Origin of the sequence: Trinickia sp., assembly GCF_051953405.1 — a bacterium.
Lineage (GTDB): Bacteria > Pseudomonadota > Gammaproteobacteria > Burkholderiales > Burkholderiaceae > Trinickia.
Window position 1 is genome coordinate 58,518 of sequence record NZ_JBQCIV010000054.1, and the last position, 12,258, is coordinate 70,775.

Annotated in this window: 13 protein-coding genes; all 13 read right to left on the bottom strand. The window is 65.6% G+C overall.

Features of this window, described 5'->3' with window-relative positions; translation table 11 throughout:
* Positions 1-209: 209 nt before the first annotated feature.
* Positions 210-992, bottom strand: coding sequence for a flagellar biosynthetic protein FliR (gene fliR / locus ACTHN9_RS08460; protein ID WP_440536308.1), 783 nt, complete (start codon positions 990-992; stop codon positions 210-212).
* A 30-nt stretch (positions 993-1,022) separates the two neighbouring features.
* Positions 1,023-1,292, bottom strand: a complete 270-nt coding sequence (fliQ, locus tag ACTHN9_RS08465) for a flagellar biosynthesis protein FliQ (RefSeq protein WP_440536309.1) — start codon at positions 1,290-1,292, stop codon at positions 1,023-1,025.
* A 40-nt stretch (positions 1,293-1,332) separates the two neighbouring features.
* Positions 1,333-2,112 (bottom strand): flagellar type III secretion system pore protein FliP, encoded by a 780-nt coding sequence (fliP, locus tag ACTHN9_RS08470; protein ID WP_440536310.1) that lies wholly within the window; start codon positions 2,110-2,112, stop codon positions 1,333-1,335.
* Positions 2,113-2,691 carry a flagellar biosynthetic protein FliO gene (gene fliO / locus ACTHN9_RS08475; RefSeq protein WP_440536311.1) on the bottom strand — a complete coding sequence of 193 codons (579 nt, stop codon included), beginning with the start codon at positions 2,689-2,691 and terminating at the stop codon, positions 2,113-2,115.
* Positions 2,688-3,176: a flagellar motor switch protein FliN gene (gene fliN / locus ACTHN9_RS08480; RefSeq protein ID WP_440536312.1), complete on the bottom strand. Its 489-nt coding sequence runs from the start codon at positions 3,174-3,176 to the stop codon at positions 2,688-2,690. The genes fliO and fliN overlap by 4 nt, the downstream gene beginning before the upstream one ends.
* The gene (fliM, locus tag ACTHN9_RS08485) at positions 3,169-4,170 is read right to left on the bottom strand and encodes a flagellar motor switch protein FliM (protein WP_440536313.1); all 1,002 of its coding nucleotides are present in this window, start codon (positions 4,168-4,170) and stop codon (positions 3,169-3,171) included. Before fliM ends, fliN begins: the two co-directional genes overlap by 8 nt.
* An 85-nt stretch (positions 4,171-4,255) precedes the next feature.
* Positions 4,256-4,756: a flagellar basal body-associated protein FliL gene (gene fliL, locus ACTHN9_RS08490; protein ID WP_440536314.1), complete on the bottom strand. Its 501-nt coding sequence runs from the start codon at positions 4,754-4,756 to the stop codon at positions 4,256-4,258.
* A 187-nt stretch (positions 4,757-4,943) separates the two neighbouring features.
* Positions 4,944-6,512, bottom strand: a complete 1,569-nt coding sequence (locus ACTHN9_RS08495) for a flagellar hook-length control protein FliK (protein WP_440536315.1) — start codon at positions 6,510-6,512, stop codon at positions 4,944-4,946.
* A gap of 67 nt (positions 6,513-6,579) precedes the next feature.
* Entirely contained in the window at positions 6,580-7,032 is a 453-nt protein-coding gene (gene fliJ, locus ACTHN9_RS08500; protein WP_440536316.1) for a flagellar export protein FliJ, read from the bottom strand.
* Between the two features lie 13 nt (positions 7,033-7,045).
* Positions 7,046-8,716: a flagellar protein export ATPase FliI gene (fliI, locus tag ACTHN9_RS08505; protein WP_440536317.1), complete on the bottom strand. Its 1,671-nt coding sequence runs from the start codon at positions 8,714-8,716 to the stop codon at positions 7,046-7,048.
* Complete coding sequence (fliH, locus tag ACTHN9_RS08510; protein ID WP_440536318.1) at positions 8,710-9,378, bottom strand: flagellar assembly protein FliH; 669 nt, start codon at positions 9,376-9,378, stop codon at positions 8,710-8,712. The genes fliI and fliH overlap by 7 nt, the downstream gene beginning before the upstream one ends.
* A complete protein-coding gene (fliG, locus tag ACTHN9_RS08515; protein WP_440536319.1) occupies positions 9,371-10,366 on the bottom strand; it encodes a flagellar motor switch protein FliG in 996 nt (331 codons plus the stop codon). The genes fliH and fliG overlap by 8 nt, the downstream gene beginning before the upstream one ends.
* A complete protein-coding gene (gene fliF / locus ACTHN9_RS08520) occupies positions 10,356-12,179 on the bottom strand; it encodes a flagellar basal-body MS-ring/collar protein FliF (protein WP_440536320.1) in 1,824 nt (607 codons plus the stop codon). The genes fliG and fliF overlap by 11 nt, the downstream gene beginning before the upstream one ends.
* Positions 12,180-12,258 lie beyond the last annotated feature (79 nt).

The window sequence follows — 12,258 nt, forward strand, 5'->3', positions numbered from 1 at the left end:
GGACGCGCCTTTCTTTTGGTTACTTTTCTTTGGAAGACAAAGAAAAGTGACCGCTGCCCCGCGGAGGGGCGACGCTAGCAGACCGATAAGAAAACAGGTTGCACGAAAAGGCGAGAACAGAGAAGGCGGGCGACGCTAACAACCCACTAAGAAAGCAAGTTGCACGAAAAGGGCGAGAACCAAGAACCCCACGCCCGCGGCGCAGCTCACTAGTGCATCCCCGAGCTAACCCTCCCCATCTGCTCGACCCCCGCATCGACGAGATGCGCAAAAAACGGAATCATATTGGGCAACATGAGCATGAGCAGCAGCATGCCGACCATGAGGGTGACGGAAAACCCGATTTGAAACACGCCGATCTGGGGTGCGGCGCGATTGAGAATCCCGAGCGAGAGGTTAGCCACGAGCAGGGCGATGACGATGGGCAGTGACAAAAGGAGCCCGGCGGAAAAGATAGCTCCGCCCCATTGCACGACGGTATGGAGCCCGGGCGGCCCGATCAGCGCCGCCGCGACGGGCATGGATTGAAACGATTCAATCAACGCCGCGATGACCTGCAGGTGTCCGTTATAGGCGAGAAACGCGAGCATCGCGATCATATTGAGAAAGCTCGAGATGACTTGCGAAGAAGCATTCGAGCCGGGATCGAAAAACGTGGCAAACCCGAGTCCCATTTGCAGGCCGACGAGCGTGCCGGCCATCTCGACGGCGGCGAACACGAGCTGCATGGTGAACCCGAGCGCCGCGCCGATCAAAAGCTGCGTGACGAGAATCCAGACCCCGTTAGCGGAAAACACGGTGGCCTGAGGCATAACCGGCAGCGTCGGCGCAACAATGAGCGTCATAAACGCGGCCAGCCCGATCTTCACGCGCGCGGGAATGCCCGTATGCCCGAGCACGGGCGCAGCCGCGATCAGCGCGGCGATCCGCGTGAACGGCCACAAAAACGCCGTGAGCCAGGCATTGAGTTGTGCGTAGGTGACGGTAAACATCGCCGGTTCCGAGGGCGGCGGGCGGGGCCGCTATCCCGCCATCGAAGGAATGCTGGTGAGCATCTGCCGCATGTAGTCGAGCACGATCGAGAGCATCCACGGCCCCGCGATCACCAGCGTGATCGTCACGGCCATGAGCTTCGGAATGAACGAGAGCGTCGCTTCGTTGATCTGCGTGGCGGCTTGGAAGAAGCTCACGAGCAGGCCCACCACGAGCGAGACGATCAGCGGCGGTGCCGTGAGCAGTAGGGCGACGTACATCGCGCGGTGCGCAAGCGTCAGGACGGATTCGGGCGTCATGAGAACGAGTCCTCGATACTAGGGGAGCCGTCGAGCCGGCTCAAACGAAGCTTTGCGCCAGCGAGCCGATCAGCAACTGCCAGCCGTCGACGAGGACGAACAGCATGAGCTTGAAGGGCAGCGAAATCGTGACGGGCGACACCATCATCATCCCCATCGACATCAACACGCTCGCAACGACCATATCGATGATGAGAAACGGAATGAAGATCGTGAAGCCGATTTGAAAGGCCGTTTTCAGTTCGCTGGTCACGAATGCGGGCACGAGCAGCGGCAGCGGGACGTCTTCCGGTCCTTGCAGCGGCGGCGAGTGCGAAATCTTCGCAAACAAGGCGAGATCGGATTCGCGCGTTTGCTTCAGCATGAATTCCTTGAAGGGCGCCACGCCGCGCGTCACCGCCGTTTCCATCGGAATGGTGCCGTCGGCGAACGGCTTATAGCCGTCGGTGTAAGCCTTGTTGATGACGGGCGACATGACGAACAGCGTCAAGAACAACGCCAGGCCGACGAGCACTTGATTGGGCGGCGTGGTGCTCGTGCCCAGCGCCTGGCGCAGCAGCGAAAGCACGATGATGATGCGCGTGAAGCTCGTCATCATCAGCACCATGGCCGGCAGAAACGACAGCATCGTGAGCAGCAGCATGGTCTGCACGCTCAGCGAGTACGTCGTACCGCCGTTCGGACCGGGGCTCGTGGTAAAGGCCGGCAGTCCGGTCGGCGCTGTTTGCGCGTGGGACAGCGAGGGCAACAGCGAGAAGATCAGAAAGGGCAGTGCGGGGGCCGCGGCACGCGCGAACCGCACGATGGAGCTGGACGACATTTACTTGCCTCCGCCCGTAGGCCGAGAAAACCGTTTTTTCGCCTCGCCCGCCAACGCGTCGCGAAAGCGCGAGCCGAACGTGCCGGGCAGCGTGCCGTCGGCCGTAGCCGAGCCGCTGCCGGGCGTGCCGGCCGCATCGCCTGTCGGCGCGGGCATGGTATGGAGCAGCCGCACGTTGCCGGGCGCGGCGCCGAGCACGAGCCAGGTGTCGCCGATCTCGACGACGGCCACCCGCTCCTTGCCGCCGAGCGACACGCCGCCGACGGTGCGCACGAGCTGGCCGCGGGCCGAGGGCTGCAGTCCCAGGCGCCGCGCGAGCCAGGCACACGCGAACACGAGCGCGACGACGACGGCCAGCCCGACGAGCGTTTGCAGCACGGCACCGACGCCGACGGACGGCACGGCCGTGCCGGCGCCTACGCTCGAGGCGATTTTCGCGGCGTTGTTGACTGCGTTCATATCGGCGGCCGCTGCCGCGGGCGAGAGTGCCGCCGATGCGGTGGCCGTGGCGATCGCCAGGGCCGCGTGGATTGCCGCCATGCGCCGCCTATGCGGCGCACGCTGCAAGCGTGATTTCATCGATTTAATTTTCGAATGCGTTCGGCCGGCGTGATGATGTCGGTCAGCCGGATACCGAACTTGTCGTTGACCACGACGACTTCGCCTTGGGCAATCAAACAGCCGTTTACGAGCACATCCATCGGCTCGCCGGCCATCCCGTCGAGTTCGACGACGGAACCTTGCGCAAGTTGCAGCAAATTGCGGATCGCAATTTTCGTGCGCCCCAGCTCGACCGTCATCTGAACCGGGATGTCCAGGATCATGTCGATGTCGTTGCGCGTCGTGGTCGGTTCGACTTTCGACAGCGGCTGGAACACGCCGGCCGCGGCGGGCGCGGGTGCCGGGTTCGTATTTTGCTCGGCGAGCGCCGCGGCCCAATCGTCGAGACTGGTTTCGTCGTCGTCGGCCGTCGTGGCGGGTTTGGCGGTTTCGGCGGCCATGGCGGCCAGTTGCGCGTCGAGTTGGGCCGAGGCTTCACCCGGCGTAGCGTTCAGGTCACTCATAATCCGTTTCCTTAATCGTGTTTTCTGCTGCGCTGATCATCTTTTGCACGCGCAACGCATATTGACCGTTGAAGATTCCGTAGCCGCATTCCATGACGGGCACGCCGTCGACTTTCGCGACGATGTTTTCGGGGATGTTGATCGGCAGCACGTCGCCCGCGCGCATGTTCAGGATGTCCTCGAACGTGACCGGAATGTGCGCCAGGTCGGCCGTCAACTCGACCTCGGCCGCCTGCACTTGCTTCGAGAGCACGCGAACCCAGCGGCGGTCCACTTCGAGCGCTTCGCCTTGGATCGGCGAGGTCAGTACGTCGCGGATCGGCTCGATCATCGAGTACGGCATGCAGATGTGCAGCGTGCCGCCCGTCGGGCCGAACTCGATCGAAAACTGCGTGACGATCACGATTTCGTTCGGCGTCGCCACGTTGGCGAACTGCGTATGCATTTCCGAACGCATGAATTCGAACTGCAGCGGCCGCACGCTCTTCCAGGCCGTCGTGTAGTGATCGAACACGAGGTTGAGCAGCTTGGCGATGATGCGCTGTTCGGTTGCCGTGAAATCGCGCCCTTCCACACGGGTATGGAAGCGGCCGTCGCCGCCGAACAGATTGTCGACGACGAAGAACACGAGGTTCGGATCGAACACGAACAACGAGGTGCCGCGCAGCGGCTTCACGTGAACGAGGTTCAGGTTCGTCGGAATCGGCAGATTGCGCGTGAATTCGCTGTACTTCAGCACTTTGACCGGACCGACCGAAATTTCGGCGGTGCGGCGCATGAAATTGAAAATTCCGAGGCGCAAGAGGCGCGCGAAACGTTCGTTGATGATTTCGAGGCCGGGCATCCGGCCGCGAACGATCCGCTCTTGCGTCGCGATGTTGTACGGGCGTACGCCCGCCTTCTCGCGGTGCTCGGTGTCGGCATCGGATTTGCCGGTTACGCCCTTGAGGAGTGCATCGACTTCCTCTTGGGACATGAACTCTTCGTGGCCCATCGCTTTGCTCGTCCCTGTATTGCAGTTGATGAGAAACGCCTGAAGTGGCAGGTTCGGCCCGGCGTGACGCACCGGGCGCCGCGCACTACTGGACCACGAATTCCGTGAAGAGCACTTCTTCGACGTGCACCGGCGGCTCGCTCGCGTCCGTCGGCTTCTCGATCAGCGTCTTCAGCTCTTGCGAAAGGGCGCGCTTGCCGTCGAGCGTTTCCAAATCCTCCGGATGCTTGTTCGACAGATCGAGCAAGATGCGGCTGCGGATTTCCGGCATGTGCTGCGTCAAGGCCTCCTGAATCTTCCCGTCGGCCAGCTTCAGCGACAAGCCGACGCGCAGATAGTGCTGGCCGTCGTCGGACAGCAGATTGACCGTCATCGGGTCGAGCGCGAAGAACACCGGCGGCGGGGGCGGGGGCGGCGGAGCAGGCTTGCCGTTACCCATGCCGTTCTTGAGCAGGAAAAAGTACATGCCCGCGGCGGCGACGCCCGCCGCGACGAGCGCGATCAAAACGATCAGCACGATGCGTTTGAGCTTGCTCTTTTTCGAGGGAGCGTCGACGGTTTGCTGAGCTGCGGTCGTGGATGCCATGACAATGCTTTGCGTGAGTGCGGTAGGGTGAATTGTTGGCTATCCCGGGCGCTTGCGATAAGCCGAAAAGAAGGGACATTCGACGCCATCTCATCCGTTTAAGCCGATCGGACGCCCCAAGCGCGCGCGGCCCGGCCGGAACCGGGCATCGACGCGCGCTCTCTCGCGCGGTACCGCGTCCGCGGCTTTAGGCGAAGGTATCGACGATGCCGACGGTGCGGCGCGTGGCAACCGGCGCGACGGCCGCGACGGTACTGTCGACGCTGCCGCTGCCCGAGCCGCCGCCCCCGCGCCGGCCGTTGCCGCTGCTTTGGTTGCCCGCTTGCTGTTGGCTCGCTTGGCGCGCGAAGCCGTCGCTGACGCTCGCGCTGCCGAGCCCGAGCCCGCCGGCTTCCAGCGCGTCGCGCAGCTTCGGCAAGGCCGCTTCGACCGCTTCGCGCACTTGCTGATGCTGCGAGACGAACAAGGCGTGAGCGTGGTTGTCCGCCACCTGGAGGACAACCTGCAGCGGGCCCAGATCGGGCGGATTGAGGGTGAGTTCGGCGCTCTGCTGGTGGGCGTTCGTGAGGAAGACGACCTTCTGGCTGAACGCGTCTTCCCAATCGGGCGTGCCGACCTGCGGCGCGATCGACGCCGCGGCTGCCGCTGCCGCCGCCGCGTTCGGCGAGGCCGCGGCGGCCTGGGCGGCCGCGCTGGCCACGCTCGAGGCGGAAGCCGCTTGGGTGGCGGCCAGGGCGGCGTTGGCGGCTTGGGCGTTGTCCTTCAGCGTGGCGATCGCGGCGGTGGCGTCGCCCCCGCCCGCGAGCGCTTGCGCCGTGGCGACGGCGGCGCTGTCGGGCGAGGCCGTGGCCCCGGCCGTCGCCTTCGCGGCCTGCTCCGTTGCGTTGGCGATCGCCTGCGCATTGGCGTTTTTGCCGTCGCCCGTCAGGGCCGTAAGGGCTTTCGAATTCAGCGGCAGCGAGCCCGCCCCGTTGCCGAGGGTGCCCGAGCCTGCCGAAACGCCCGAGTTGCCGAGTACCTGTGTGCCCGATGCGCCGCCGGCCGCGGCGCCCGTCGCAGCGGCCCCTTGCATGCCCATTTGGGCGGCCAGTGCGGCTTCCAGCGCCGCACGCACGCTTTTCGGCTGCACCGTGCCTTTCGCGGCGCTGCCGGCTGCACCGATGGCAGTGCCCGCGCCCGACCCGGACGTCGCATCGCCGCTGGCGACCGAGCTAGCGCCTGCCGTCGCCGCATTTGCGGCGGCCTGTGCCTGCTGCGCGGCAGCTTGCGCGGCGGCTTGCGCCTGTGCGGCGATGTTGCTCGCCGCTTGCGCCGCGCTTTGGCCTTGGCTCGCTTGCTGTTGCGAATCGGGGGCGCCGTCGCTCGATTTCGTACCGGAGCCCGCTTGGGTCGACGACGTGCCGTCGCTGCCTGTGGCGCCGGACGTTCCGGACGAACTCGACGAGCTTGATGCGGTGCTGCTGCCGTTGGCGGTATTGCCGCCGTCGTTGCCGTTGCCGTTCGCCGCATTCGCGCCGTTCGACGCGGATTGGGATGCGTTGGCGGCGTTCGAGGACGAGGCGCTCGCGTTGGACGGCGCCGATTGCGCCGATTGTGCCGATTGGGACGATTGCGAGGCTTGTTGCTGCGCATTGACGCTTTGCTGCAGCGTTTGCGAGAACGGCGTCGGCGCCGGGGTGTTCGCGCCCGCGCCGGCAACGCCGGACGAGGGGGTCGACGCGCCCGTGAGCGAGCCGAGGAAAGAAATGGGCGACATGGCTATGCCTCTATATAAGTCGGCCGGCCGCACGCACAGGCGTGCCGGCCGCCGATTCGATTCCGGTTCAGTTCAAGTTTTCGTGCCGCATGCGCAGCATTTTGGCGGCGTGCTCGTCGGCGTCGCGCTGCTCGCGCCGTGCGGCGAGCCGTGCCTCGGCCGCATCGCCGCGCGCTTGCAAGACTTCGTATGAGCCCAGCTTTTGCTTCTGACGCTGCCACTCGGGTTTGGCCGCCTCGACGCGCGAGGTGGCCGCCGCGAGCAGGCGCCGTTGCTGTTCGATCGCCGCGTCGAGCGTATCGATGAACGCCTGAAAATTACGCCAGTTGCCGGCCGGCATGCCGTTCTGGGCCGAAGCCGAGAAGTTCGCGTGGTATTCGTCGCGATAGCGAACGAGCGATTCCAACTGCGCTTGCACGTCCGAGCGCTCGCGTTGCGCGCGGCCGAGCTGCTTGGCCGCCGCGTCGACGTCGTTTTGCGCGAGATCGATCAGCGTCTTGATTGGAAAGTGATTTCCCATCGCTCAGAACTCCTCATTGGAACAACGCATCCAGCATATTGAGGCTGGAATCGAACGGTGCACATTCGCGAAAGCCCTGCTGCAAGAATGCTTCGATGCGTGGATACAGTGCGATGGCCCGGTCGAGCAGCGCATCGCGTCCGCTCGAATAGGCGCCCACATTGATCAAATCGCGATTGCGCTGATAACGGGAAAGCATCTGCTTGAAGAGCCGCACGCGCTCCAGATGGTTCTCGTCGATAAGCGCCGTCATCGCGCGGCTGATCGAGGCTTCGATGTCGATCGCCGGATAGTGGCCGGCTTCGGCGAGCGCACGCGACAGCACGATATGGCCGTCGAGAATCGCGCGCGCCGAGTCGGCGATCGGGTCTTGCTGATCGTCGCCTTCGGTCAGCACGGTATAGAACGCCGTGATCGAGCCCCCGCCGGCCGGGCCATTGCCCGTGCGTTCGACGAGTGCCGGCAGTTTGGCGAAGACGGAAGGCGGATAACCTTTCGTTGCCGGCGGCTCGCCGATCGCGAGCGCGATCTCGCGCTGCGCCATCGCATAGCGCGTGAGCGAATCCATGAGCAACAGCACGTGCTTGCCTTGGTCGCGGAAGTATTCGGCGAGCGATGTCGCGTACGTGGCGCCTTGCATCCGCATGAGCGGGGAGACGTCGGCCGGCGCCGCCACCACGACAGAGCGGGCCAGGCCGTCTTCGCCGAGGATCTGCTCGATGAATTCCTTCACTTCGCGGCCGCGTTCGCCGATCAGCCCGATCACGATGACTTCGGCGCTCGTATAGCGCGCCATCGTGCCGAGCAGCACCGATTTACCGACGCCCGATCCCGCGAACAAGCCCATACGCTGGCCGCGTCCCACCGTGAGCAGGGCGTTGATCGCTCGCACGCCGACGTCGAGCACTTGGTGGATCGGCTCGCGTTGCAATGGGTTGATCGACGGGGACGACAGCGGGGCGTCGGCGCCGGTATCGAGCGGACCGAGACCGTCGAGCGGGCGGCCCCCCGAATCGACAACGCGTCCCAGCATGCCCCAGCCCACCGGTAGGCGCTTGGCGCCCGCCAGCGGATCGGTCAGCAGCGCGCTTTCGCGCGGGTAGACGCGCGCCCCGGGCAAGAGGCCGGCGAATTCGGTCGTCGGCATCAGAAAGAGCTTGTCGCCGGCAAAACCCACGACCTCGGCTTCGGCCATCGGCCGGCTGCTGCCGGGCGGCATTTCGATCAGGCACTCGGCGCCTACCGCCATGCGCATGCCGATCGCTTCCAGCACGAGCCCCGCCGCGCGCGTGAGGCGCCCGCACGCCGACAGCGGCCGAGCGAGCGCGCTGCGTTCGCGCAAAGCGTCGAGCCGCGCCCGCCAAGCGGCCAGGTGGCGATTGTTCGCCAGTGCGGGATCGTGCGCCGGCGCCGGGGGTGGGGGCGGATAGGGCGCAGCGGCGCGCACCGTTGCGGGCGTGTCTTCGCCCGCGGCGGCTTTGGCGATCGCGTCGATCGCGTCGATCGTCGCCATCTCCTCGGTCGGATCGAACGCGCTCGCTGCGCCCGCGCCGGCGTGCGGGTCGAGCACGCGCCGCGCCTCGGGCTGTGCCTCGGGGCTAAACGACGCGAGCGCGAGTTCGACCTCGAGCGGCGAGAGCCCGCTTGCGCGCAGCGATTCGAGCGTAGGGGCCGCGTTCACCATTGGCTCACCTTGCCGAGTGCGGTGACGACGCGCTCCCAGCGCGAGCCGATCGTCGCATCGATTTCGCCGGTGGCGGCCTGGGCGCGGCACCCGCCACGCTCGACGGCCACGTCGGTGCGTACGTTCCAGCCGAGCGTGTCGAGTTCATCCTTCAAGTAGGCTTCGACAATCGGCAGATCCGCCGGGTTGACGATCAGTTGCGGCGCACCGGCTAACGCCGGCTCGGCCGCGAGGACTTCTCGGGCGCAAGCGATCAAGGCCGCCGGATCGTGCGCGACGTGCTGGCGCACGACCTGGTGGGCAATGTCGATCGCCAGCGCGACGAGCGATTCCGCCATTTCCGCTTGCGCACCGTCGAGCGCGGCTTTGAATGCATCGGCGAGCCCGGCGAGCCGCGCGGCTTCCGCGAGCGCTTCCTGACGGCCTTTTTCGAAGCCTTGAGCGTGGCCCTGGTCGAAGCCGGCTTGGTAGCCGATCGCCTGACCGGCGACGTGGCCGGAGGCGAGGCCCTGTTGATGAGCGGCCGCGCGAATGCGTTGGATCTCTTGCGCGAGCTTGTTCTCGCGCACGGGATCGGGCGGCGGGGGCGGGTCGAACGAAGCCATCTCCCAGCGCTGGTACGCGGAGACGGGCTTCTTGTCCGAACGGCCAGAGTCAGACATAGGCATCTTCCGCCTTTCCACCAATCACGATTTGGCCGCTCTCGGCCAGGTTGCGCACGATCTGCAAGATACGACGCTGTTGCGTTTCCACTTCCGAGACGCGCACCGGACCGCGCGCGTCGAGATCCTCGGCGAGCAGCTCGGCCGCGCGTTGCGACATGTTCGAGAGGAACTTCTGACGCAGTGCCGGCGGGGCGCCCTTGAGCGAGATGATGAGCGCTTCGGACTCCACTTCCTTGAGCAGCAGCTGGATCGCCCGGTCTTCGAGGTCGAGCAGGTTCTCGAACACGAACATCTGGTCGATGATCTTTTGCGCAAGATCGGCGTCGTATTGGCGCACGTTCTCGAGGATCGATTCCTCGTGCACGCTCGGCATGAAGTTCAGGATTTCGGCCGCCGTGCGGATACCGCCCATCGGGCTGCGCTTGAGGTTGTCGCTGCCCGAGAGCAGGCCCGTGAGCACGTCGTCGAGTTCGCGCAGCGCGGCCGGCTGAATCCCGTCGAGCGTGGCGATGCGCAGCAGCACGTCGTTGCGCAGCCGGTCCGTGAAGCAGGCCGCGATTTCCGAGGCCTGGTCGCGGTCCAAATGCACGAGGATCGTCGCGATGATCTGCGGGTGCTCGTTCTTGATGAGTTCGGCCACGGCGGGCGAATCCATCCACTTGAGCCCTTCGATCCCGCTCGTATCGCTGCCTTGCAAGATACGGTCGATCAGCACGCCGGCCTTGTCTTCGCCGAGCGCCTTCGTCAGCACCGAACGGATGTAGTCGTTCGAATCGAGCGACATCGCCGTGTGCTGCTCCGCTTCCTTGACGAAGTCTTGCAGCACGTGCTCGACTTCCTCGCGCGTCACGTTCTTGAGCGCGGCCATGGCGGCGCCGATCTTCTGCACTTCGCGCGGTGCGAGAAACTTGAATACTTCAGCGGCTTCTTCCTCGCCGATCGACATCAGCAGAAGCGCGCTCTTCGTGACCCCTTCAGCGCTCATCGGACACCCAATTCTTGACAACCGTCGCTACGATCTTCGGATCCTTGCGCGCGATGGTCCGCGCGTAATCGAGGTTCCGTTCGAACTTGTGCTTTTCGCTTTCGAACGCCAGGAGGTTCTGCTCCATGTCGTTGTCGAGCTCGATCGCCGTCGTGACCGGCGAAGGCGAGCCGCCGTCGAGCAGCACGGGCTCTCCGGGGCCGTCCAACAGGCTGCCGGCGCCCGAGCCGTCGGCGGCCGCGCCTTCACCCGGCGGCGGGAAGGCGCGCTTCATCGCGGGCTTGACCATCATCAGATAGAGGACGAGGGCCACGATGCCGATACCGATCCACTTCGCCGCTTGGATCGCGAGCGCGATCATCTGCGGCGTGCGCCACCACGGCACGTTCGCGAGCGGGTCGGTTTCGGTCGTGAAGGTCGCGTTGACGATGTTGACCGAATCGCCGCGCTTGGCGTCGTAGCCCATCGCGTCCTTCACGAGCTGCGTGACTTGCGCAAGCTTTTCGGGCGTGAGCGGCTGCATCGTCGCGTGGCCCTTGGCGTCGACCACGCGCTGGTAGTTGATGACGACCGCCGCGGACAGGCGCTTCACGCCGCCCTTGGCTTGCTCCACGTGGCTCACGCGCTTGTCGAGTTCGTAGTTCGTGGTGGCATCCTTGCGCTCGCTGATCGGCGTCGTCGTCACGCCGGGCGTGGCGGCCGCGCCGCTTGCAACGACGACCGGCGCCGACGCCGGTTGCGGCGGCGTGTTCGACAGCGCGCCGGGCACGCCCGAGGCGCCGCTTTGCGTCATATCGGCCGATTGGCTCGTTTGCTGGCTGCGGATCGCCGCTTGCTGCGGGTTGCCGTTCGGGCCGTACGTTTCGGCCGTCTGTTCCTGCTGCGAGAAGTCGATGTCGGCGCTCACTTGCGCATGCGCGTTGCCGGCGCCGAACAGCGGCGCCAGGATCGCGTCGATGCGTTGCTGCGTGTTGTGCTCGACTTGCTGGACATACTTCAATTGGGACGCGTCGAGGCCGGTTCCCGAAGAGGGCTGCGTGAGCAGGTTGCCGTCCTGGTCGACGATCGTGACGTTCTTGACGGGCAGATCGGCCACGCTCGACGCCACCATGTGCGTGATGGCCGAAACTTGGCCTTCGTCGAGCACCCGGCCCGGATACAGGTTGACGAGCACCGATGCCGTCGGCGCTTCGCGGTCGCGCACGAACACGGAGGGCTTCGGAATCGCCAGATGCACGCGGGCTTGGCGCACGACCGAGATCGATTGGATCGTGCGCTCGAGTTCGCCTTCCAGACCGCGTTGATAGTTCACTTGCTCGGCGAACTGGCTGATGCCGAACTTCTCGTTGTCCATCAACTCCATGCCGACCGAACCGCTCTTGGGCAGCCCTTGCGAGGCAAGCTTCAGGCGCGTTTCGTCGACTTGATCCGACGGCACCAGAATGGCCGAGCCGCCTTCCGAGAACTTATAGGGCACGTTCGCCTGCTGCAGTGCGGCGATGATGGCGCCGCCGTCCTGGTCGGAGACGCCGCTGTAAAGCACGCGATAGTCGGGGGTGCGGCTCCAGAGGACGAGGGCGGTGACGACGGCGATGAGAACGGCGACGGCAATGATGAGCGGCGCGCGCGGGTTGCCGCGCATTTGCGAGAGCGACGACAGCCGCTGGGCGAAGCCGCCGAACTCGGCCGCGCCGGCGCCCGCGGTGCCTGCTCCGGCGCTTTGCAGGGAGCCGGCCGCGCCGGCGCCTGGCTGCGCGCCGGCGAGGCCCATGCGGGCGTCGGGGTTGATCAAAGAGTTAGCCTGCGAATCCATGCGTCGGGGTTCTCCGGAATGCGGGGGTGTCCGACCGGCGGGTCCGGGAGGGCGCTACGGCCGCATCGGGACTGGCGGG

Bases quoted from the DNA above. Each gene is read 5' to 3' on its own strand.
- fliR (WP_440536308.1), bottom strand. From the start codon at position 992: ATGTTTACCGTCACCTACGCACAACTCAATGCCTGGCTCACGGCGTTT.
- fliQ (WP_440536309.1), bottom strand. From the start codon at position 1,292: ATGACGCCCGAATCCGTCCTGACGCTTGCGCACCGCGCGATGTACGTC.
- fliP (WP_440536310.1), bottom strand. From the start codon at position 2,112: ATGTCGTCCAGCTCCATCGTGCGGTTCGCGCGTGCCGCGGCCCCCGCA.
- fliO (WP_440536311.1), bottom strand. From the start codon at position 2,691: ATGAAATCACGCTTGCAGCGTGCGCCGCATAGGCGGCGCATGGCGGCA.
- fliN (WP_440536312.1), bottom strand. From the start codon at position 3,176: ATGAGTGACCTGAACGCTACGCCGGGTGAAGCCTCGGCCCAACTCGAC.
- fliM (WP_440536313.1), bottom strand. From the start codon at position 4,170: ATGGGCCACGAAGAGTTCATGTCCCAAGAGGAAGTCGATGCACTCCTC.
- fliL (WP_440536314.1), bottom strand. From the start codon at position 4,756: ATGGCATCCACGACCGCAGCTCAGCAAACCGTCGACGCTCCCTCGAAA.
- ACTHN9_RS08495 (WP_440536315.1), bottom strand. From the start codon at position 6,512: ATGTCGCCCATTTCTTTCCTCGGCTCGCTCACGGGCGCGTCGACCCCC.
- fliJ (WP_440536316.1), bottom strand. From the start codon at position 7,032: ATGGGAAATCACTTTCCAATCAAGACGCTGATCGATCTCGCGCAAAAC.
- fliI (WP_440536317.1), bottom strand. From the start codon at position 8,716: ATGGTGAACGCGGCCCCTACGCTCGAATCGCTGCGCGCAAGCGGGCTC.
- fliH (WP_440536318.1), bottom strand. From the start codon at position 9,378: ATGTCTGACTCTGGCCGTTCGGACAAGAAGCCCGTCTCCGCGTACCAG.
- fliG (WP_440536319.1), bottom strand. From the start codon at position 10,366: ATGAGCGCTGAAGGGGTCACGAAGAGCGCGCTTCTGCTGATGTCGATC.
- fliF (WP_440536320.1), bottom strand. From the start codon at position 12,179: ATGGATTCGCAGGCTAACTCTTTGATCAACCCCGACGCCCGCATGGGC.